The sequence below is a fragment of the Paraburkholderia sp. BR10937 genome, from assembly GCF_040965695.1.
In the GTDB taxonomy this organism is placed as follows: domain Bacteria; phylum Pseudomonadota; class Gammaproteobacteria; order Burkholderiales; family Burkholderiaceae; genus Paraburkholderia.
The window spans coordinates 155,300-177,273 of record NZ_JBFRCL010000006.1; the positions used below are offsets into that span (position 1 = coordinate 155,300).

The following is a 21,974-nucleotide window of genomic DNA, read 5'->3' on the forward strand; positions in this document are numbered from 1 at the left end:
CATTACTCGATGTTGAAATTCATGAGCGACGAGAGCAGACGGCAGCCGCACGCGCAGCGACAATGATGGAAGGCAATCTCCTTGCCGTCGCGATCGGGAAATTTTGCGTAGCCCTCGTCAATGGTGGTTGGCCCATGCTGCTCGCAGATCGCCTCGTCGCCCTTCCGGGCGAGCGGGCGACCCATCACCTCGAACCACGGTGAGCCGCCTGTGACTTCGCCGCCATGTTCGAGTTTGTCGCCTTTACGGATAGGAGATTGCATATACTAGTTAAATAATTGATTTCGACTATTGTTACTGCGCCGGCATAGCAGCGCATTTAAATTGAACACTTCGCAAGAGAGTGGGGAGAAAACCATCCTTCGAGTTTCCTTCGCTCTGAATATCCGCCCCCCCGCCAGACACACCAATCAAAACGTTCTTTCCTTTGACGAAACAAAATCGCGATCCTTGAATCCCATCTTTCGATTCAATATCGACAGCAAACCCATTTGCGCCGGGCACATCGATATTTTCAAAATTCACCACCCCACTCTTCCGAAGCGAACTCCATTTCTTCCCGTCAAAATATGCGGGACACCTCAATGAGTTAGCACTCGTGATATCCTGCATCTCTTGTGAAATATCGGTTTGTGCATTATCGGGAGACCATTTAAAATCTGCGGTGTTTTCGCACATAAAGCCAATCCATGGCACGTGTGCAGTCCCGCGTTTCTCAAACCACCAGTCATACCCAGAATACATTTGCGCCTGCTGAAGGAATGGAAGTTCCCGATCAGGCAGGGGAGCGTCTGCGCGATAAATTATGAGATCTGGATCGTTGTATTTAATATGCTCGCCCTTTTTCAGAGTCATCGAAAACTTGCAGTCACCCATTTTTACTTGCACCGATGTTGGTCCATCTGCCGTGAGTGTGCTTGTGCCCACCCCCAACTTCCTCACGCCCTCATCGGCTAATGCTTCACCAGAAAAGCATGCAACAGCGAGCCAACCAGCCACAAAGATTGTTATGTAATGCTTCACGATTCCTCCACGCGCCCGAAACCAACTGGGAAAATAGATGTACTCCCGTCCGGCTGCGGGAAGCTGGTTACATCGAATAGTATTATTTGTGCGTTAGCGAATGACAAAAACCGAGACTGTATGTCCCACACCGAGTTATAGTTACTACTTGGCGTGCCAGTGTTTATTGTGGCTGCGACCTTACCAAACGCCCAGTTTATATAGAAGTATTTTACTCCGTGATCCGTTGAGAGCGGACTGTATTCACTGGATTGATTAGTCCAGTACTCGTCTGCGCAACATGCTGCACCCGACCAAGCCCAATAACAGCCCGCGCTATCCGCTGCTTCAAATGGGTTGGCCATCGCCTCTCTTTTTTCGATAAGGTCGGCCGGAATATGCGTAGATGTATCTCTAAGGTAATGCATCGAATCGTACATCCCCTTACGACCATTGGGCAATGTTCTGCTTTGGTCAGCCATCTGGGTATGCTGCTTCAGGATGTCCTCCACCGTTGCACTTACTACAATCCCTTTGAATTTCCAATATTTAATATAATTTGTGGCGTGTGTGAGCTGAAGCATTCCTCGCCCATCCCATGGAGCGTACCAAAATGGTGATCCCTCATGGTATTTTTGGAACCATTGCGTCTCCTCTGTTGCATTTCCAAAGAAACACGCCATACGCGCGGGCGATTGAATCCCGTATTTGCGGATCGCGTTGTTGAGTTCCAAGCGCCTCTTAATGGCATTCGGATTATCTGCTGCCAACATGGAAGCAGCCCAACTAAGGTGTACCGTTTGCCACTTCCACGGCGTGGCTTTTTGTACAACATTTTTTGGAAGCAGGTGCTGAAGTTCCTGGCGACTTAGCCACCCACACTTTCTGAAGTGGCGGATAAACGCGAGCGGATGAAAGAACCAGAGTTGCTGCCCGGCAAGGGCCGTCTTGTCCAGAAACTGGAACTTGCTCAGGAAGTCCGTGAAGTTTTTGTACCCGTCGGGATTGGTATCCTTCTGCTTGCCAAAGAATCCAGCCGGATCGTTCAGGTCCTTGTAGCGTTCCTCGTTGTTGGACGGATCCCATTCGCTGCGCGCCTTGAACACCATCCCCCGAAGCTTTTCGTCCACGCCATCCGTGTTCTGCACGTAGCTGGCAAGCTGCAGGTTGACCTCATTGTTGTTGTTCGGATCGGCTTCGAGCGGTTGCGCCGACGGCAGCGAATCCTGAATGCCGGTCAACCCGCACAGCGTCGCGTAGTCACATCGTCCGGCGTCGTTGAACGGCGTGTTGTCACTATCGACCTTTCGCCAACCCGTAAAGAACGGGAAATTCGCGTCGGACAGCTTCTTGATGGCGTCCGGCGCGATGTTGGCATAGCCCAGCGTGCCATTCTCGTCGAATGGCACTGCAATCCAGGTGGCACAGGCCGCACCGGTCAGAGTCGGATGGTCCGAGAGAATGCGCCCGAACCGCAGCATCTCATAGCCATCGCTCGGACACACCGGATAGAGGGCCATCGCGCGTTCATACAGACTGTATTCGTAGCGCTTTCGGGCATTGTCATAAGGATCCGCAACGGGGTCGGGCGTGAGCAAGGTCGCGTTGCCACTGCCACCCCTATCGATCCACGCGCGCGTAAAACGCTGCCCCTTGTTGAACCATGCCTCGACATAGAGCGTATCGCCTGCGCCAAGCGATCCACCCGGCACGCGCGGGAACCAGGTCTCATCCATGCCGGCAGGTTGCGAATAGAACTCCTGCGGGCCGGAAATGACGAAATAGCTGTGCCCCCAATAGTCGCCCGTGGTCGGCTGTGCCGGGTTTTTCACGAAAATGAATATCCTTTCATAGCTTCCGCTTCGCCAATGACGCTTGAATGGCGTGACCGGTTGGTATATCGAAATTCTCTTTTTCATTATTTCCGACACTCCATGTTTTACCGTTTCCGCAATCCGTCGCTGGATTACCGTTTGTGTCAACCGGCGGCTCTGTTGCCATATTTTTTCACCGGATAAGCGTCACTGGTCAACAGGGATACTTGCTGGCGCGGAATTTCGCCCTGAAAAGTCAATAAATTCGACGCTACGAAGAATATCAAGAGCGTATGGGAGCAGATTACTCTTTGGATCGCTAAGGTACATAACGGGTTCACCTCCGCACAAGGCGATGGCTCCGTGAAAAATACAAAATGACAGGTAGCGCTCACGCTGCGCCGGATCGCCATCCCGATCGTCTTGGATTACGTAAAATCCGTTCCCGTTGACTGCATCCAGGTTACCCACTTTGGTGAATTCGCTCAAAAGTTTTTCATTTCTTTCGCTATCGAAGTAAGGGATCCAATTTTTTCTATTTCCGTCATAGACAGCACCATGCTGCCGTGCGATCTCCTCTTTGGATTGATCTATCAAACGGGTGCAAACGAAATTTATGCCAAACTTCAACATCGGCGCTTTAACGGGTGGTTCTTCTGTCCAGTAGGACGCATTCAATGGCATTCCGCTGGCTAGATGACCTTTGAAATAGTCCTTGACGCTGATAACACATTTTTGCCCCATGTCGACCACGAGCCTAGATGGCTCGGCAATTGCAACGGCGCTATCCGTAGCATACGAGACGAATGGGATGATTACGAAAATGATCCCAAGCAAAACTACACGCAATTTGTCACGCATGTTCAATCTCTCCGAGGAATACGTCCCTCAGGAAACCCCAGTGAGGGAACCCCAGACGCATCTGGAAATTTGACTTCGGCCAGCACCGCTAGCGCCTGCGCGTAAGCCACGCACCGGGCGATGTAACCGTTAAAAGGTCTATTGGGTTGTCCTACCGTACTGGGGAGATTCACAACAGCTGACGCGTCCCGAAAATTCATGCTGTGGTAATAGACCTTTCCAACTGGCGAGTTCGGATGGGAATGATGGGGATCAGGTGGTCGCCTGGCAGTTATTGCACGTCGCTCCAAAGCGATCGGTTTATCAGCGTAACGAGCCATGCCCATCTTGGCCCAGTAGTACCCTGCGCTATCGGCGGGAGCAACGGTGTCTTCAAGCGTTACAGGCTGGCCCTCGGCACTGACTTGCTCGCGCCACCCGATCATCACGAGCGTCACGCCACTGACCGGGTCAGCTAAATACATTTGGGCCTGCGCCCGATGTTGATTGGCTTGAGCCTGAGCATGTGCCAAGGCGTCACGTGTTGTTTGTGATATCTGGCCCTTACGTCCCCGAAAATCCCAGTAACCGATGTAATTTGACGAATGCGTAAGCTGAAGAAATCCTCGACCATCCCATGGGTAGTACCACTCACTACGATTGTTCTCATGCAAGTTTTCAAACCATTGGGTTTCCTGCAAAGAATTTCCAAAGAACGCCGCCATGCGTTCAGGTGTAGAAATGGTGTATTTTCGCAAAGCACAATTTAACGGAATCCGATGTGTTTTAGCGAGATCTGCTCGACGCCTCGAATAGGCCACGTCTTCGTAATAGAGCCCGTGTGCTCCGGCTTCGCGCAGGACTTCAGTCGGTAACAGTTGTTTGAATTCGCTCGCACTTAACCACGCACACTTCCTGAAATGCCGGATAAACGCCAGCGGATGAAAGAACCAGAATTGCTGCCCGGCAAGGGCCGTCTTGTCCAGAAACTGGAACTTGCTCAGGAAGTCCGTGAAGTTTTTGTACCCGTCTGGATTGGTATCCTTCTGCTTGCCAAAGAATCCAGCCGGATCGTTCAGGTCCTTGTAGCGTTCCGCGTTATTGGACGGATCCCATTCGCTGCGCGCCTTGAACACCATCCCCCGAAGCTTTTCGTCCACGCCATCCGTGTTCTGCACGTAGCTGGCAAGCTGCAGGTTGACGTCATTGTTGTTCGGATCGACTTCGAGCGGTTGCGCCGACGGCAGCGAATCCTGAATGCCCGTCAACCCGCAAAGCGTCGCGTAATCACATCGCCCGGCGTCGTTGAACGGCGTGTTGTCATCATCCACCTTTTGCCAACCCGTAAAGAACGGGAAATCCGCGTCGGACAGCTTCTTGATGGCGTCCGGCGCGATGTTGACATAGCCCAGCGTGCCATTCTCGTCGAATGGCACTGCGATCCAGGTGGCACAAGCCGCCTGCGTCAGCGTTGAATGTTCCGATAGAATGCGCCCGAACCGCAGCATCTCATAGCCATCGCTCGGACACACCGGATAGAGGGCCATCGCGCGTTCATACAGACTGTATTCGTAGCGCTTTCGGGCATTGTCATAAGGATCCGCAACGGGGTCGGGCGTGAGCAAGGTCGCGTTGCCACTGCCACCCCTATCGATCCACGCGCGCGTAAAACGCTGCCCCTTGTTGAACCATGCCTCGACATAGAGCGTATCGCCTGCGCCAAGCGATCCACCCGGCACGCGCGGGAACCAGGTCTCATCCATGCCGGCAGGTTGCGAATAGAACTCCTGCGGGCCGGAAATGACGAAATAGCTGTGCCCCCAATAGTCGCCCGTGGTCGGCTGTGCCGGGTTTTTCACCCCGATCTGTACCTTATCGAACCAGGCCGTGAAATCGGTATCCGCCATGAAGATTTCGAAGTGCAGGTGCGCCACGCCCTGGTGCTGGCCGACGTAGCCGAGTATGTCCTTGCGGTACACCCTCTTCGTGCAGCCCAGCTGGACCGTCCCGTCCTTGCCCGCTGCGGTATCGAGCAGCCATTTGGGTAGCGCGTTCGCCGAGCCGGTCTCCGGTGGCTCGTTAGGTTGGGGAACAATATCCTCCTGGCTGGTCATGTCCAGCAGGTGCATGTAGAGCGAGTAGTACGTGATCGTGCGTCCGTCGCCCGTGTCGGTTCTGTGCCGCAAAAGAACGAAGCCGGCGTTCGAGTTCAGCAATGGCTGCCCGGTCTTCGAATCGGTCGCGCCATCCGGGATGCCGTTCTTGCAGACCCGGAACGCGACAACCTCCCCATCAGCGATCGCGCGCACCGGCTCTGCTCGACCCGCGCCCTGCGTACCAGGATTCAGATGGATAGCGCAATGAGAACGCCGGTCGAAGGTGACCGGCCAGACCCCGTGATGGCCGATCTCGAACTGGTCGATGATATCCATCATGGGGTCCAGTTTCGAAGCGTCGCTGGCCGTCGGGCCCGACGCCGGAAGAAAGGGAGGGCTGATGATCATGGCTTCAGTGGGATGACGAATACGGTTCGGGAATCTTCAGGCTGCTCTTCGGCAGAGAGGGCAACGGGGCCGGCACGTTCTCGGGGCCGACGAACGTGAACGAGGCCGCCTTGATGGTGAACGCGCCAGGACAGTGGAAGGTCATGTTGCCGCCCTCGATGACGAGCGAAGCCCCTCCGCTGTTGAGCGTGACTTTCGATTTCGCCAAGACCTGGACGTCCTCGCTCTCGCTCGCGATGCGTAGCTGCTTCTGTGCGAACAGGTCCATGCCGTCGGTGAGCGCCGAGGCCGTGAACTTCCCCTTCGCGGCGGTGAGGTTGATACCGAGCTTGTGCGCGCATAGCGAGAACAGTTCGCCCGCAGCCATCCGCAGCCGTTTGGCGGTGCTGACGTCCATGTGCTGGCCCGCCGTGACGATCATGTTTTCGCCGGCCGAGTGCTGGGCCGAGCGCGGCGTCACGAACGCCATACCTGCCGGGGCGCTGGCGAGGAGCCCTGCGTCACGAAGCTGATTCAAGCCGTCGAGCAGCGCCGACTGCGTCGCACGGTCGGCAGAATCGGCCCCGGCCTGCGTCGTCGCCGCCGCGAGGTCCGTTACGCGCTGCAGCGCCGCCTTGAGTTGCGCGACGGCGGCAGGCATCTCCAGGTGCGGCGTATCCGGTCCCGCTGCCGCGTCCGCCGAGAAGAACAGCCCCTTCGCCGCGCGCATCGTGCCCCACGACTTCGAGGTAATTTCGTACCCCTCACCGCGAAGGAGCTTTTTACTGTTGAGCAGGTACCCCTGGTTGATCGCAGACCGGCTGTAGACCGTCGCGATACGCGCGCTTTCCTTGCCCTTCAGGTCATTGAAAACGATCTCTGCCCCGAGAAGCGGCGAGCGCCAGATCGCGTAACTAAACAGCGCGTCGGTGCTTCGTACGACATCAGGGTGCGAAAAATCGTGCAGGGCTCCAGTTATATGGAGACGATCGATATCGCCGTGGGCCCCGTCGAGCAAAACCTCGGTGGCGGGAAGCAGCGGCGAATGGAAGCCGCCCTGGTAGGACGATGACGGACGCAGCAGGCGCAGGTTCAGCAGCTTGTTATTGGCATTTCTCGAGCCCTGCAGGAACTTCGGTACAACGGGATAACGCCCGTATTCGTCCACGTATGCGTAGGGGGTCGAGTCCAATGTCGTGACCACGCCGACGACAGGCCCCGTCAGAAATCGCCAATCCCGCTCGTAGTCAAACGCCGGCCGATACGTCAGGTGCGCGGGCATCGCCTTGAAGCGCGCAAAAGCGGGCTTCGTGCGGCTTCCCTTCATCTTGAACGACGTCACCACGAAGCCGTATTCGGCGCTCGGCATCTTCGCGTTGGTCAGCTTGATCACTACGCCCGGTGCAATGCCCTTCGCGTCGCTAGCGCCAGCGAGCGTCACCTGACGCGCGACTTGCTCGTCGCGTCGCGCCTGAGCGAGCGTCTCGCCCTGCTGCTGCGTCAGATGGAACTCCGCGCTGCGGCTGATCTGCCCGAACACCGAGCGGTCGTCCGCCTCCGCGGAGACTTTCGCCATGGCCCTGAGCGGGTCCTCCGGCGTCCTGTAGTTCCGCTCCCAAACTTCAATCGCCGCCGGCACCAGGGCACGCTGCTCATGAACCTCCTGCGCCGCCTCGTGCGAATTGCTGTGCAGACCCGAACTGGCCAGCAGCCGCAAGTTGACCGAGCGGATATAGGCGCGCGGATTGTTCGCGAATACGAGGATATCGAGCAATCCGTTCTCGCCGCGCTCCTGCCGGTAGAACCAGAAAATGCCCTTGCGCTTCGCATGACGTGCGATGAAGTGCCAAACCGACTCCTCGTACATCACGATCTGCTGCATCTTTTCCTGCGGCCCTTCGAGATGAAACTCGACATCGAAGGCGTCGAAGTTTTGCCCGTCGACCAGCTTCTTCCTGACCATCTCCTCGAACGTGACATCGGTGAGCACATCGGAGTGGACCATGCGCTTGCCGAGCGCAGCGAAGCGCGGTTCGATGCGCACCTCGTAGGCCGCCTCGTCACGGCTTGTGCGGATCCGTTTCCAGCGCGTCACCACCCCATTGAAAGTGGCCGCCGCATGATCGGCAGGCGTCGTCCAGTTCGCCGAGGGCACCGCGGCGCGCTCGTCGACCTGCAGGCCCGCGCGCCGCCCGACGTAATCCTTGCCGTCGATGTCGAGGCGCACAGACGTGACCGTGACAATGACGACGTAATCCTTGCAAAATCCGCCGCGCACCTTGAAGTCGAGCACATCGAGATCATTCTCCTGCTTGCCGATCCACAGCCTGAGATGCTGGGTCACGCGCACGCTCGGGTGTCGCAGCGCATCGGTGAAATTCTTCGAGAGAGCATTCATTCGACGCTTTCCTGTGCGGTTGAAAGGAACGAAAAAACAAAATCGTTGCGTCCGCAGCTATCGCGTGAAAAATCTAGGGCTGCAAGCACGCTCCGTCAATCACCAGACATCGGCCTTCCCCAGAATCTTTAACATCCCTGTTAAATGACAATAAATCGGAGTCCTTTTATTTTTTAAGACAGAATTTCGCGGTAGCCGATCAAGCGGAACCTCGTTGCGCAAAAGCAGCCCGAGCTTCGTTTGCAACCGCCCGGGCGCCCAGTCCTAACGCCAGCCGCCAATTGAAAAATTGACGCGCAGCCTGCGGAGCAGGCAAGCGAGTTCTGCGATCCACGCGGACAAGCCTTGATCACCGCTGGACGCAATGCGAATTGGATTTGCGCCACATCTCGCCGCCGGGTTCTAGCTCGAGCTAGCGAAACTGGACTCGTATCACGTCTGCTCTCAACTGACGTGACGCAGTGGAGGAGACCGGGCTAAGCCACGTCATTCGGAATGGCCGTCGCTATCGACTTTTGCTGAACACGTTTCGACCAGTCGTATCGAATCTGCTTTGCTGGACTTGCGAAGAAGTTATCGGGTGTTGTGCATGCACACGCCCACTGAAAAGCCACCGACGCTTCGTCTTCCTGGGTGCGATCCTTATGCCACGGGCGTTTCAGCCACGGCACCCCGGCCCACGCCCCAACGCTCCGCTCCATTTATCGCCCTCCTCCGCCGCAGCAACGTTTTTTGCCCTCGAACCGCCCCATTCATGATCGAAAACACCGGCCGATAAGCATCGGACAGCGGGACAACCCAATCAAAAAGCGACGGAGACCACGAGTGCACACCGAATCATCGACCCGACCCAACCAGCAGGGAGAAGCCGCTCTCCCACCCGGGAAACTGCTCGTTTCCACCACCGACACGCGCGGCGTGATCACCTACTGCAACGACGCATTTATCGCAGCCAGCGGCCTTTCCCGCGAAGCCCTGATCGGGCAGCCTCATAACGTCGTGCGCCACCCCGACATGCCCGCCGAGGTGTATCGCGACATGTGGGCCACGCTGAAAAAGCGTGAACCATGGGTCGGCGTGCTGAAGAACCGCTTCAGCCAGGGGCGGCATTGCTGGGTGCAAACCGGCGTCACGCCCATCATCGAAGGGCAGCATGTCGTTGCGTACCGGGCCGTTCACACCGCCGCTTCGCGCGATCAGGTTCGCGCCGCCGAGGCGCTGTACGCGACCTTGCTCGCAGAGCAAAGAGCCGGCCGGCAGGCGCACCATCTGCAGGCAGGCGCAATCGTTCGCAAGGACATGGTGGGGCGGCTTGCGCGCTTCGTGCATCCCACCATGAAGACGCAGACCTACCTGCTCACGAGCGGTCTCGCCGCAGCCGGTATGGTCACCGGTGTCCTGATCGACGGCGGCGCCGCGTCGATCACGCCGGTGCGCACGGCGATCGGCCTCGCCGCTTGCGTGGCGTTCGGCGTGCTGGCCGAATACCGCATGCGCTTCATGTTCATCTATCCGTTGCGTCGGCTGTTGGGCGCGGCCACGCGGCTCGCCATGGGCGACCTCACGCAAAAAGTCGAGAACACCTGGAAGCCCACCGGCGTGGTCGGCAAGCTCGAACAATCGGTCAATCAGGTCAGCCTGAACATGCGCGCCATCGTCGGCGACGCGCGCGACCAGATGGCGAGAATGAGCGCCGCCACGGCGACCGTGTCCGAAGGCAGCCAGACGCTCTCGGCGCGAGCCGAATCGCAGGCGGCGAGCCTCGAGCAGTCGGCGGCTTCGATGCAGCATATTGCGGCCAACGTGCGGCAGACTGCCGATGCGGCGCGCCAGGCCGCCACCAGTGCGGGCCAGGCGCGCGCCATCACCGAAGACAGCGGCCGCGCCGTGGAAGCCATGACGGTGACGATGCAGGGCATTACCGAGGCCTCGCGCAAGATCGGCGAGATCATTCAGGTGATCGAAGGGATTTCCTTCCAGACCAATATTCTTGCGCTCAACGCGGCCGTGGAAGCGGCGCGCGCGGGCGAGCACGGACGCGGCTTCGCCGTGGTCGCGAGCGAGGTGCGCAATCTCGCGGGCCGCGCGGCGATGGCCGCCAAGGAAATCGCGGGGCTGATCGTCGACTCGACGCAGAAGGTTCAGGAAGGCTGCCAGCTCACCGAAACGGCGCGGGAAAAGATGCAGCAGGCGGTTCAGGCCGTGCGCGACGTGAACGTGCTGATCGACGAAATCAATACCGCGAGCGGCGAGCAAAGCGCCAGCATCGCCGAGATCAAGCAGGCTCTCGATCATATCGAGGCGCTCACGCAGCAAGACAGCGCACTCGTGAATCACTTTTCGATTTCGGCCAACACGCTGGGCAGGAATGCGCAGACCGTGATCGAAACGGTGGACGCGTTCAGGATTTGATGGGCTGAGCCGCAGTCGGGCGGAGGCGATGCCTCCGCTCTCACGCCATACGAAAAAAGACGGCGCGGCAGTGCAATCCGCACCGCCGCGCCGATCGATCCAGCGCTGTTGCCAAACCAGACTCAGTGTGCCGCGCTCACCTGCGTAGCCGGTTCCGAATGACGTGCGCGCTGCGAAACCAGGATCGCAATCGCCGCGAGCACCGCCGGTACGGCGAGCATCGCGAGAATCGCCGCGAATTCCCAGCCAAGGCCCAGCAACGCACCGCCGATGGCCGAACCGAAGATGCTGCCAAAGCGGCCCATGCCCAGCATCCAGCTCACACCGGTTGCACGCGCAACGGTCGGATAGCGGCCCGGTGCGTAGGCGTTCAAACCCGTTTGTGCACCGCTCATGCAGAAGCCCGCGGCGAATACCAGCAGGGCGAGCGACGAGGAAAGCGCGCCCACGCCAGCCAGCGCCAGCACGCAGATGCCGCCGCCGACATACGCCGCGCTGATCACGCGCGCCGGACGCACCTTGTCCATGATCCAGCCCACCAGCACGGCACCGATCGTGCCGCCGATCTGAAACATGGCCGTGACGTTCGCCGCCACCGTGATGGAAAGGCCCGCGTCCTTGATCAGCGTGGGCAGCCAGCCGGTCAGCAGATAGATGACGAGCAGGCCCATGAAATACGTGACCCACAGCGCGATGGTCATCACGCCATAGCCTTCCGAGAACAGCACGCCGATCGGCTTGCGCGTGGGCAGCGGCGGCTCCGTCGAAACGAAGTTCTCGTCGCCGGCGAAATTCGCGCCGGTCACGCGGTTCAGCGTCGCAGCAATGCGCTTGCTCGTGGCGCCCCGCACGGCGAGCAGACGCGCCGATTCCGGCAGCAGCCAGGCCTGCAGCGGCACGAGTGCGAGCGGAATGGCGCCGCCGAAGATCAGCACCGCGCGCCAGCCATGGTTCGGCACGAGCCAGCCAGCCGCGAAGCCGATCAACGCGGAGCCGAGGTTGAAACCCGTGAACATGATCGTGATGAGCAGCGCGCGGCGGCGTTGCGGCGAGTACTCCGAGAGCAGCGTCGTGGAGTTCGGCATGGCCGCGCCAAGACCGATGCCGGTCAGCACGCGCAGCACCGCCATCGAAACCGGCGACTGCGTGAACGCCGTGAGGATCGTGAACACCCCGAAGAGGAACACGGAGGTGATCAGCACCCACTTGCGGCCAACGCGGTCCGAGGCCGGGCCGGCGGCCAGCGCGCCGATCACGAGGCCGATGGGCGCCGCGCTCATGACGAGCCCGAACTCGGGGCGCGAAATGCCCCACTCGTGAATGATGGAGGGCGCGACGAAGCCCATGATGGCCACGTCCATGCCGTCGGCGGTCACCGCGAGGAAGCACAGCGCCACCAGTAGCCACTGGTAGGCCGAAATGTGGCGTTCGTCGATGAACGCCTTGATATCGATTGTTTTGCTGCCAGACATCTGTAGTCTCCTTCCTGTCCGTTCTGTGGTCTGCCGCTCGCTCGTGCCCGAGTCGAATTTCAATGAACTGCTATCCGTCGGGGCACGATAGGTGGCCAACCCCTCGTCTGAAAGTGCGGGTTAACCACATATTGGATACATCCGCGCCCGTCTGCATGGGCGAGTTCGGCACGCCCGCATCCGCGATACCACCCGGGAAGCCGCGCCGCGTAAAGGCCGGGCTCATTCGGCCGGCGCTTTGCCCAATGCGGCTCGGGGCTGGAATCGAATCCAGCGTGATAAGCAAAATTGATGTTCTCCGAAAGGATTCGCAAACGCGCCGGACGATCGTGCGGAATTCAGTTGTCGCTACATCGCCAGGCGGCGCTCTTCTTGTGCGGCGCTTTTCGATATGGCGGCGCCGTTCAGGCCACCGCCCTTGCCCCGTATTTGCCATGCGATTCAGTTATCGAGATGCAAACGAAACCAGCCCCGAAGGGCTGGCCGGTTCAACGGTGAATCATGTGAGTGTGCCCGAAGTTTGCCCGTTAAGGCGCGGCAACACCCTGCGTAGTCGGCGTGTACGTCGCATAGAAGCTCGAGCCTGCCCAGGTATGCGTGGGCTGGTTGTACAGCGGTGCGCCCTGCGTCCAGTTCGCGCCGAGATGCCAGTCTCCGGTGCCCATGAACTGCGCGACTGCCGGGTACGGATAAACCGGGCGGCTGGCCGTCACGTTGTTCGACGAATCGGTCTGATACGTCATGACCGCGTTCGGCGCCGTGCCTTGCTCGGCCCACGCCGTGATCTGCGAGACGAGGTCGATGTTCGGGAAGCCTTCGCCACCGCCGCAGTGGGCCACGCCGGGCACGAGGTACATTCGCGCGAAATCGCTCACGTTCGAAGCGCCCATCGTGTTCTGCATCGCTTCGTAGTACTGGATCGTGAAGAGCGGCGAAATGTGCTGATCCGCCCAGCCGTGCCACAGGATCAGCTTGCCGCCCGCTTTCCTGAACGCCGACAGGTCGGGGTTCGTCGCGTCCATCAGCGGATGGTTGGCCTGCAGGTAGGTCGGATAGAAGCTCGCATCCGTGTAGCCGAAGGTGTCGATGGTCGGCATGCTGGGCGAGCCCGTGAAGATCAGGTTATAGGCACCCGTCACGATCATGTAGCTGAACAGGCTCTTCACCGAAACCGGCGTGGCCGTCGATTTCGTCGTCGGCACTTCCACGCCGACCCAGTTCTCCTCCGAACCCATCTGCGGGGAGCCCGCCAGCATACGCTCGCCCGTTGTCGCGTCTACCGGTCCGCCATAGATCTTGCTCGCTGTGGCGACTTCGGCTGCGGTCAGGCAGTTGCTCGTGTTCGTCGCGCCCTGCGCACACTGAATCGAGGCGGGATCGAAGTTGCAGGTGCGCGGATCGGCGATCAGGCCATCGGGCACGCCCGCCTGGCCGCCGCATGCCGCGACGACGGCCTTGTGCAGCACGAGCGCCTTGTCGGCGTAGAGCGTCGCGTTGCCAGTGCTGTCGCCGGTCGTGCTTTGCGACTCCACGCTCCAGCCGTGATACAGCGAGTTCTGGATCTGGAAGTGCGCAGCCGGCGCCCCCGCGACGATGCCGTTATAGTCGTCCGGGTAGCGTTGCGCGGCCATGAGCGCTTCGCGGCCGCCGTCCGAACAGCCGATGAAGTACGCGTACTTCTGCGTCTGCCCGTAATAGGCCTTGATGAGCTTCTCCGCCGTGAGCGTCGTGATGTGCTGCCCGCGATAGGCGAAATCGGCCTGTTTTTGCGGGTCCGTGGTCCACGTCGTGTCGTTGCCCGAGTGGCCCATGTCGGTCGCCGCGGTCACGAAGCCGCCTTCCTGCACGAGAGGGCACGTGTAGCTAAAGCTGAACGACGACTGCTGGGTCGGGTCGCTCAGGTTGCCGCACAGCCCCCCGCAGCCCAGCGCCGCAAAGCGCTGCGTCCACGTGTTCACCGGCAGCGCCACTTCAAACGTATTCGAAGGCGCGAGCGTGCCCTTCACCGTACAGAAGTTGACCGAAGCGCCGTTGATGGTCGCCGTAGTGACGCTAGCCGAAGTGATCGCACTGCCCGCGCCGCCAATATCGGTGATGTCGACCGACGCCAGCTTCGAGCAATCCACCACGGGCGCGACGACCGCGAGCGGAGCTTTCGACGCATCGGCGCTACTGCTGCCGCTGCCGCCACTGCCGCACGCGGCCACGAGCGTGGCCGCCGCGAAGAGGGCGCACAGCGAGAGCAGCGAGGCGGCACGAGCGCGCACGCTCGTGAAAAGCCGCCGGGTATGCAGGGTTCTCATGCTTGCCTCCTGGGGTTGTCCGTTCTGGTGTTCTTCTGATTCACTTTTCACGCCTCCGATTCTGTTTTTCTGATTAGTAAGCCTAATTAATTTGGATACGTGGACCGTGCGACATGAGATGTCCAATCCAATCGTCTTATTGCTCCTTCTATTGCTCTTATTGCCGTCCTGCTGGCGCCCTGCTACAGCCCGTACGCCGCGCTGCCTGCCGGCTCCATGCCGAACGCCCGCTTGGTCACCTCGGCGCGCGCCGAACCGAGGAACGCGAGGAAGTCCGCCGCCGCCTGCCGCTGCTGCGACACCGCACAGATCGCCGCGGAAAAGACCGTGACGAGTTGCGCCCCGGCCGGCAGCGGCCCGATCACGTCAACGCCCGGCACATCCTTTAGCTCGCTCAATTGCTGAAACCCGATCTCGACCTCGCCCTGCGCGATCAGGCTGGCCACCGGCACGCCCGGCTGCGCCATCACGAGGCGCGGGCCGAGCGTTTCGGCCACGCCCCAGCGCTCGAGCAGCCGCAGCAGATGGTCGCCGCTAGGCCCCGTCGAGTAGCCGATGCGCGCCGCGCGCAGCATCGTCTCGCGCAGTGCGTCTTCAGTGCCGATATCCGGCTGCGCCGCACCCGCGGCGACGGCCGCCGCCATGCCGGAGCGCACGACGTCCGTGCGCGCGCCAATGAGGTGCCCGCCCGCCGCCAGGCGGTCGATCGCCGCCGACGCCAGTACGGCGAAATCGAATGGCGCGCCGGCCTGCACACGCCGCGCGGCCTCCACGCCGCCTATCGCGGCAACAGTCAGCCGCTGCCCCGTTGCGCGCTCGTATTGCTCGGCGAGACCCGCGAGCAGGAGGCGCGTCGCCATCGACCCGATCCCCGCCAGCGCGGCGTTGCTTTTCACATCGTCCTTTGTCATTGACTTCCGTTTCAGTCGAGGGTGAGCGAGGCCGCCTTGTCTTACGCTTCGCTGGTATTGCACGGATTGCGAGGCGCAACGTGCGCGCTCACAGCCCCTTTGCCTTGAGCCGCGCGTCGAGGCGCGGATACACGCGGCGCGCGTTGCCTTCGTAGATCTTGTAGCGATCCGCGGCATCGACATGCGCAGCTTCGATATAGCGCTTCGTGTCGTCGTAGTTGTGCCCCGTCTCGGGGTCGATGCCGCGCACCGCACCGATCATCTCGCTCGCGAACAGAATGTTGTCCACGGGAATTACGCGCGTGAGCAGGTCGATGCCGGGCTGGTGATACACGCAGGTGTCGAAGAACACGTTGTTCAGCAGATGCTCGCTGAGCGGCGGTTTCTTCAGCTCCTGCGCGAGGCCCCGGAAGCGCCCCCAATGGTAAGGCACGGCGCCGCCGCCGTGCGGAATCACGAAGCGCAGCGCGGGGAAATCGCGGAACAGGTCCGACGTCAGGCACTGCATGAATGCGGTCGTATCGGCGTTCAGGTAGTGCGCGCCCGTGGTGTGGAAGCACGCGTTGCAACTCGTGCTCACGTGGATCATCGCCGGAATGTCGTATTCGACGAGCTTCTCGTAGATCGGGTACCAGTGGCGATCGGAAAGCGGCGGGCTCGTCCAGTGGCCGCCCGAGGGATCGGGATTCAGGTTGACCGCCACATTGCCGTACTGCTCCACGCATTTGATGAGTTCCGGAATGCACGTGGCGGGATCGACGCCCGGGCTTTGCGGCAGCATCGCGGCCGGCACGAAATGGTCGGGAAAAAGCTCGCTCACGCGGTGGCACAGCTCATTGCAGATGGCGGCCCAGGTGCTCGACACCTCGAAGTCGCCAATGTGATGGGCCATGAAACTCGCGCGCGGGCTGAAAATCGTCAGGTCGAGACCGCGCTCGCGCATCAGCTTGAGCTGATTGAGTTCGATGGATGCGCGCAATTCGTCGTCGCTGATCTTCAGCTCCGATACCTTCGGCATCTCCGACGGATGGGCGATGCCCGCTATCTGGCGTTTGCGCCACGCTTCCAGCGCTGCGGGCGCCGTCGTGTAGTGGCCATGAATGTCGATGATCATTGGGACCTCTGCTGCTGATTCGAATCGTTGCGCTACGGTACGAATTGGCCCCACCGCGCTAGTAGCCAGGGCTATTACCTAGATGGCGCGAAAAATACCGCTCATGCCAATAAGCGGGCGCGGCAGCCGACGGCTGAAAATAGCGGAACCCACGGACGCCGTGGGGTTTACGCCGCGCCGCGCTGGCCCGATGAGGCGTGGCGCGGCCCCGCCGCGCTGCCCAAACGCCGATAAATGAAATGGATGCCTCGATAAACATCTGGTAAGCGATGGATGGAATTCGAAGGGTCGCTGGGGGCGGCCGATGCGCGGCGGCGAATTCGCTCATAATGGTCAGCTCCCTGGCCTGCCAGCGTGCGGATGAACCACCATGCATATCGACCGATTTGAAATTCGCGTACCCGACGAGGCACTCGACGACCTGCGCCGGCGTTTGCGCGCCACGCGCTGGGCCAACGCTACGCCGTCACCGGCGTGGCAACAAGGGGCGGATAATGCGTGGCTGCGCGAGCTCGTCGCGTATTGGGCAGATGAATATGACTGGCGCGCCGCGGAACGCGCGCTGAACCAGTTGCCGCAGTTCATGGCCGAAGTGGGGGGGGCGGGTGCCGCAGGCGACCAGCGCGTGCACTTCGTGCATCGGCGCGGCGCGGGCCCGAAGCCCTACCCGCTCGTCATCACGCATGGCTGGCCGGGCTCGTTCGTCGAATTCCATGCGCTGCTCGACCGGCTTTGCGACCCCGCCGCATTCGGCGCGGACCCGGCCGAAGCATTCGACGTCGTCGTCCCGTCGCTGCCGGGCTTTGCCTTTTCACCCGCGCCGGCGGCACCCGGCACCTCCGCGTTCCAGATCGCAGACCTGTGGGCCGCGCTGATGCGCGGTCTCGGCTACGAGCGCTTCGGCGCGCAGGGCGGCGACCTCGGCGCGGGCGTGTCCATCGCGCTCGCCGCGCGGCACAGCCAGGCCGTGGAGGGCATCCACCTGAACTTCCTGCCCAGCTCGTACGAGCCCGCAATCGATGCCGCGCAGGCCCCGCTCACTGAGGCGGAACAGGACTATCTGCGCGAAAAGGCCGACTGGGCAGCGCTGGAGGGCGGCTACGCGCATATGCACAGCACGAAGCCGCAAACGGCGGCAGCATCGCTCAACGACTCGCCCGCGGGACTGGCCGCGTGGATCGGCGAGAAGTTTCGCGCATGGAGCGACTGCGACGGCGACATCGAGCGCCGGTTCTCGAAGGACACCCTGCTCACGGACCTTTCGCTGTACTGGTTCACAGGCAGCATCGGCACGTCCATGCAGATGTACTGGGAAAACCGTCTCCAGCCGTTTCGCTTCGCGGCCGGGCAACGCGTGGCGCCGCCCGTCGCCTTCGCGCGCTTTCCCAGCGAGATCAATCACCCGCCGCGGTCGTGGCTCGAGCGCGTGTTCAATGTCGCGCAATGGACCGACATGCCGCGCGGCGGCCATTTCGCCGCCATGGAAGAGCCCGATCTGCTCGCGGCCGACATTCGCCTCTTTTTCAAACGGTTCCGCGAGTGAACGTCACTGCGCGGTGTTGTCGCCGAACGGGTGCGCGGGGGCATCCGTCGCGCGCCACGCGTAACGCCTGAGCAGCGCGGCGTAGCCTTCGATCACGAAACCGCCGCATTTGCGGCGATAGTCGTCGCGCCGCATGCGGTAGGCACGCGCCAGTTGAAACCACGGCAAGCGCGGCAGATCGTGGTGCACGAGGTGATAGTTGTTGTTCAGATACAGAAAGCGCATGACGAGGCCGGCCTCGTTGATGGCGATGCGCGCCTTGGGATGCGACGCCGCGCGATGCTCGTACAGCGAGCGGACCATCGCGAGCCCGAGCGCGGGCCAGCTGACGGCGGCGAGATACCACCACCAGGGCACGCCCGCGTAACGCTGCACCCACGAGAGCAGCAGCACGACAGCTGCGCAGTGTGCGAGCCACATCGGCACGTCTCGCCAGTCGCCGCTTCGCAGCGCTTTCGCCGCGCCGGCGAGCATGGCAGCCACGCTCATCGGCGGCCCGATCACCACCCGCCCCACGAAGCTCTTGCGTGCGTGCCATAGCACGCGATGCCAGCGCGGCAGGCGGGCCCACTGCGCGTGCTGCACGTAGTTCGTTTCGGGGTCGATGCCGGGCACGGTCAACGCTTCGTCGCGATGATGCGCCATATGGCTCTCGCGGTACACCGCATAGGGAAACCATATAGCGAGCGGCGGCCAGCCCAGCGCCATGTTCAGCCAGGCGAACCGGGTGGGATGACCGTGCAGCAATTCGTGCTGGAGCGACATATGCCAGGCGCACAGCACGATGAGGCATGGCGTGGCGGCCACGAGCGTGAGCAGACCCGAGCGCACGAACGCCAGCACCGCAAACCAGCCGCCGTAGATCACGGCGATCAGCAGCCACGTGGGCCATTCCGTGCGTGCGGTGAACCCGGTGGCGAGCGCGGCGACTTCCCGCGCGTGGTCTGCGTCGAAGTATTCGGCCATGTTCGCCAGCTCCCGCGATGAAGGATGGTGCCACTCCATACGGAGAGCAAAGCAACGCAGGTCCTCACCCTACCGAACGCGCGGCGCTTCACCAACCAATGAATTGCCATTTGCTTATCTCACCGCGCTGCGCGACGCGCCACGTGCGTGCGGCGTAGAATGCGCCGATGACCCGCTGGATCACCTCCCTGCCGATGTACAACGTGACGCCGCAACATGCGGCGGCGTGGCGCTCGCTATTGAGCGACAGTCTGGCCATCGTTGCGCGCTCGTTCGACATGGGCGACATCACGATCGAGAACGCGCCGGAGGGCGAACTCATGCCTCACTGGCGCCGCGAGGACTTGCTGCTCTCGCAGACTTGCGGGTTTCCGTACCGCATGCTCGGCCTGGCCAACGAAGTCCGCCTGATTGCGACCCCGATATTCGACGCACCCGGTTGCGACGGCCCGCGCTATCGAAGCGTGCTCGCCGTTTCATCTCAGGCGTGGGAACGCGGCGCGAAAACGCTGGAAGCGTGCCGCGGCCTGCGCGCCGCATGCAACAGCGCGGATTCGCATAGCGGCATGAACGCGTTGCGCCACGCGGTCGCGCCGCTTGCACGCGAGGGCCGCTTCTTCGCCTCGGTACTCTGGACAGGCTCGCACGCGGCCACGTTAGATGCGCTGGCAAGCGGCGCCGCCGACGTGGGCGCCATCGACTGCGTCATGTTCGCATTGCTGCACGATTCGCATCCCGAACGGTTCGACGGCGTGCAAACCATCGGCATGACAGCCTCAGCCCCAGGCCTTCCGCTGATCGCCTCACGTGCGCTCGGCGAAGATCAGACGCACAGGCTGCGAGATGCGCTAGATGCCGCTCATGCAGCCGACGCCGAGCGCGCACGCAGGTTGCGCCTGCGCGGATTCGCGCGACTCAGGGGAGAAACGTACGCCGAGATCGAAGCAATCGCGAATGCCGCCGCGCAGCAAGGCTATCCCGAGCTTCGTTGAATGCCTCACGCGATGCGCGCAACAAATGCCGCGCAGCGGTCCTCCGGTTGAGTCAAACGGTCGTGCCGCAGACATAACCGGCTCTCCCCAACACTCGCCCCATAAGCCGAGCCGAACGAAGCCAACCCGGGGATGCGTGCCTCCAACAACGCGCGGTCTTCGGCCCAGTGCGCACACTGCCCGCACAGTGGGCGCTTCCCGGATTGCGCCGCGCCATTCAAGTTCATTTTCCGAGCGCAAGCCAGTACGGCGCGAACAGGTGCGCCGAAAGCAGATACCCGAGCACCACATTCACGGCCACACCGACCGTGAACGCGACGAGAGGCCTGACGCCCGTTGACGAAAGCGCGGCGAAGCGTGTCGTGAGGCCGATGCTGAGAAAGCAGAACGTGAACGCCCACGTGCGCAACGCGACGATCGGCGCGACGAAGCCTGGCGTTACGGCGCCGCGGTATTCGGCCAGCGTGTAGTGCGAAGCGACCCACGTGACAAACGCCGAAGCAATCACGAACCCGACCACGAACTTGGGAAACCGCGTCCAGATTTCGCGGGCGCGCGTCGTGGTCTGCACTTCGTCACCGGCCTCGCGGTCCCAGCGCGTGGTCGCCACGATCGCCAGCACGAAGGCCCAGATGCCGATCCAGATGTCGCGGCCCACCACCTTCATCAACACGAATGCTTGCAGCGATGCATCGGGCGCACCCGCCACTGCGCCGCTCGCGTGTCGCGCAAAGTCGCCGTAGGCCTGGGCGGCAGCAATGCCCGCCGCGTCCGCGAACTCCGAAGTGCCGATCCAGGCCCCAGCCACACCAGTCGGCAGGCCGAACGCACGCGAAAGCGCCGGCAGCGCGAACACCATCACGATCGCCCACACCACGACCAGCGTGATCGCAACCGAAGCCTGCTCGCGCCGCGCGCGCACCGCGCCCGCAATCGCGATCGCGGCCGAAACGCCGCACACCGCACCGCCCACGCCGAGCACTGCGGCGAAGCGTTGGTCGATCTTCAGCGCCCGCGCCGTGCCATAGATCACGAAAAACGTGACGAGCGAAACGATGGTAGCCTGCCCCACGGCAACCGGTCCCGCCCACACAATCAACGTGAGCGGCAGCGTCGCGCCGAGCAGCACGATCCCGACCTTGATGTAGAACTCCACGCGCAGCGCCGGCGCAAGCCAGGCGGGCACAGTGAAAATATTCGACACGATGAGCCCGAGCGCCAGTGCGATGAGCGGCGGCTCAAGGTTGTAGCGCGCGGCCTGCGCCCAGGCGCCGACGATGAAGATGGCCGCCGACACCACGAAGAGGACGAAGAATCCCCGAATGAATTGCGCGACCGGCAAGCCGAGCGCCGCAATGGCCACCGAGAACACGGCCGCAAACCCCACGAAAAGCGCGACATAGGCTCCCGCATGCGCGGCGAGGTTGCGAGCGAGCTCGTCGAAGTCGTTCCAGCGCCCGGGCGCCACGGCAAGGCTCTTGATACTGCCGCCCGAAGCAAACAGCCCATATGCGATCGCAATCACGAACAGCCCGATTGCAACCGCCCACCAGTCTTCCGTCCCGAACGGCCTGCGTTGCGCGGTGACGGTCTCACCCGCGCGCTTGCCACCCTCATCCGCAAGAGTCGTATGGCTCATAGTTAGTTTTCCCCTGTTCAAACCTCGATTGCGGCAATCGCCATGTCGCCGTTAAACAGGCGCTACACATCCCGAAGCGCGCGCC

At 61.5% G+C, this 21,974-nt stretch carries 14 protein-coding genes and 1 pseudogene; 3 read left to right on the top strand and 12 right to left on the bottom strand.

Annotated elements, in window-relative coordinates:
- Positions 1-2: 2 nt before the first annotated feature.
- The 6 genes from AB4Y44_RS07480 to AB4Y44_RS07505 all read right to left on the bottom strand — a co-directional run bounded on the left by AB4Y44_RS07480 (position 3) and on the right by AB4Y44_RS07505 (position 8,537).
- Complete coding sequence (locus AB4Y44_RS07480) at positions 3-263, bottom strand: PAAR domain-containing protein (protein ID WP_368699120.1); 261 nt, start codon at positions 261-263, stop codon at positions 3-5.
- Positions 264-294: 31 nt separating this feature from the next.
- Positions 295-1,023 carry a hypothetical protein gene (locus AB4Y44_RS07485; protein WP_368699121.1) on the bottom strand — a complete coding sequence of 243 codons (729 nt, stop codon included), beginning with the start codon at positions 1,021-1,023 and terminating at the stop codon, positions 295-297.
- Positions 1,020-2,921: a hypothetical protein gene (locus AB4Y44_RS07490; RefSeq protein ID WP_368699122.1), complete on the bottom strand. Its 1,902-nt coding sequence runs from the start codon at positions 2,919-2,921 to the stop codon at positions 1,020-1,022. Before AB4Y44_RS07490 ends, AB4Y44_RS07485 begins: the two co-directional genes overlap by 4 nt.
- Before the next feature lie 102 nt (positions 2,922-3,023).
- Positions 3,024-3,677: a hypothetical protein gene (locus tag AB4Y44_RS07495; RefSeq protein ID WP_368699123.1), complete on the bottom strand. Its 654-nt coding sequence runs from the start codon at positions 3,675-3,677 to the stop codon at positions 3,024-3,026.
- Between the two features lie 2 nt (positions 3,678-3,679).
- Positions 3,680-6,091, bottom strand: coding sequence for a hypothetical protein (locus AB4Y44_RS07500; protein WP_368699124.1), 2,412 nt, complete (start codon positions 6,089-6,091; stop codon positions 3,680-3,682).
- 73 nt (positions 6,092-6,164) lie between these two features.
- A complete protein-coding gene (locus tag AB4Y44_RS07505) occupies positions 6,165-8,537 on the bottom strand; it encodes a DUF2345 domain-containing protein (protein WP_368699125.1) in 2,373 nt (790 codons plus the stop codon).
- 825 nt (positions 8,538-9,362) lie between these two features.
- Between AB4Y44_RS07505 and AB4Y44_RS07510 the strand changes: the two genes are divergently transcribed.
- Positions 9,363-10,949 (top strand): methyl-accepting chemotaxis protein, encoded by a 1,587-nt coding sequence (locus AB4Y44_RS07510; protein WP_368699126.1) that lies wholly within the window; start codon positions 9,363-9,365, stop codon positions 10,947-10,949.
- Positions 10,950-11,071: 122 nt separating this feature from the next.
- Here the strand turns inward: AB4Y44_RS07510 and AB4Y44_RS07515 are convergent, their stop codons facing one another.
- From AB4Y44_RS07515 to AB4Y44_RS07530, 4 genes are all read right to left on the bottom strand, one after another.
- Positions 11,072-12,421, bottom strand: a complete 1,350-nt coding sequence (locus AB4Y44_RS07515; RefSeq protein ID WP_342923110.1) for an aromatic acid/H+ symport family MFS transporter — start codon at positions 12,419-12,421, stop codon at positions 11,072-11,074.
- A gap of 527 nt (positions 12,422-12,948) precedes the next feature.
- Positions 12,949-14,724 (bottom strand): tannase/feruloyl esterase family alpha/beta hydrolase, encoded by a 1,776-nt coding sequence (locus AB4Y44_RS07520; protein WP_368699127.1) that lies wholly within the window; start codon positions 14,722-14,724, stop codon positions 12,949-12,951.
- Positions 14,725-14,906: 182 nt separating this feature from the next.
- Positions 14,907-15,635, bottom strand: coding sequence for a substrate-binding domain-containing protein (locus tag AB4Y44_RS07525; RefSeq protein ID WP_368699128.1), 729 nt, complete (start codon positions 15,633-15,635; stop codon positions 14,907-14,909).
- 88 nt (positions 15,636-15,723) lie between these two features.
- Complete coding sequence (locus AB4Y44_RS07530) at positions 15,724-16,749, bottom strand: amidohydrolase family protein (protein WP_342923113.1); 1,026 nt, start codon at positions 16,747-16,749, stop codon at positions 15,724-15,726.
- 370 nt (positions 16,750-17,119) lie between these two features.
- On the opposite strand from AB4Y44_RS07530, the gene AB4Y44_RS07535 reads away from it, so the two are divergent.
- Positions 17,120-18,292, top strand: a complete 1,173-nt coding sequence (locus AB4Y44_RS07535; protein ID WP_368699129.1) for an epoxide hydrolase family protein — start codon at positions 17,120-17,122, stop codon at positions 18,290-18,292.
- Between the two features lie 24 nt (positions 18,293-18,316).
- Here AB4Y44_RS07535 and AB4Y44_RS07540 read toward each other — a convergent pair.
- Positions 18,317-19,297: pseudogene (locus AB4Y44_RS07540) on the bottom strand (fatty acid desaturase); the annotation flags it as partial.
- Between the two features lie 128 nt (positions 19,298-19,425).
- Between AB4Y44_RS07540 and AB4Y44_RS07545 the strand changes: the two are divergent.
- Positions 19,426-20,250, top strand: coding sequence for a PhnD/SsuA/transferrin family substrate-binding protein (locus AB4Y44_RS07545; RefSeq protein ID WP_342923115.1), 825 nt, complete (start codon positions 19,426-19,428; stop codon positions 20,248-20,250).
- A 223-nt stretch (positions 20,251-20,473) separates the two neighbouring features.
- On the opposite strand, the gene AB4Y44_RS07550 is transcribed toward AB4Y44_RS07545, so the two are convergent.
- Positions 20,474-21,889, bottom strand: coding sequence for a YeiH family protein (locus tag AB4Y44_RS07550; RefSeq protein WP_368699130.1), 1,416 nt, complete (start codon positions 21,887-21,889; stop codon positions 20,474-20,476).
- Between the last annotated feature and the right edge of the window lie 85 nt (positions 21,890-21,974).

Bases quoted from the DNA above. Each gene is read 5' to 3' on its own strand.
- AB4Y44_RS07480 (WP_368699120.1), bottom strand. From the start codon at position 263: ATGCAATCTCCTATCCGTAAAGGCGACAAACTCGAACATGGCGGCGAA.
- AB4Y44_RS07490 (WP_368699122.1), bottom strand. From the start codon at position 2,921: ATGAAAAAGAGAATTTCGATATACCAACCGGTCACGCCATTCAAGCGT.
- AB4Y44_RS07495 (WP_368699123.1), bottom strand. From the start codon at position 3,677: ATGCGTGACAAATTGCGTGTAGTTTTGCTTGGGATCATTTTCGTAATC.
- AB4Y44_RS07500 (WP_368699124.1), bottom strand. From the start codon at position 6,091: ATGATGGATATCATCGACCAGTTCGAGATCGGCCATCACGGGGTCTGG.
- AB4Y44_RS07505 (WP_368699125.1), bottom strand. From the start codon at position 8,537: ATGAATGCTCTCTCGAAGAATTTCACCGATGCGCTGCGACACCCGAGC.
- AB4Y44_RS07515 (WP_342923110.1), bottom strand. From the start codon at position 12,421: ATGTCTGGCAGCAAAACAATCGATATCAAGGCGTTCATCGACGAACGC.
- AB4Y44_RS07520 (WP_368699127.1), bottom strand. From the start codon at position 14,724: ATGAGAACCCTGCATACCCGGCGGCTTTTCACGAGCGTGCGCGCTCGT.
- AB4Y44_RS07525 (WP_368699128.1), bottom strand. From the start codon at position 15,635: ATGACAAAGGACGATGTGAAAAGCAACGCCGCGCTGGCGGGGATCGGG.
- AB4Y44_RS07530 (WP_342923113.1), bottom strand. From the start codon at position 16,749: ATGATCATCGACATTCATGGCCACTACACGACGGCGCCCGCAGCGCTG.
- AB4Y44_RS07535 (WP_368699129.1), top strand. From the start codon at position 17,120: ATGCATATCGACCGATTTGAAATTCGCGTACCCGACGAGGCACTCGAC.
- AB4Y44_RS07545 (WP_342923115.1), top strand. From the start codon at position 19,426: ATGACCCGCTGGATCACCTCCCTGCCGATGTACAACGTGACGCCGCAA.
- AB4Y44_RS07550 (WP_368699130.1), bottom strand. From the start codon at position 21,889: ATGAGCCATACGACTCTTGCGGATGAGGGTGGCAAGCGCGCGGGTGAG.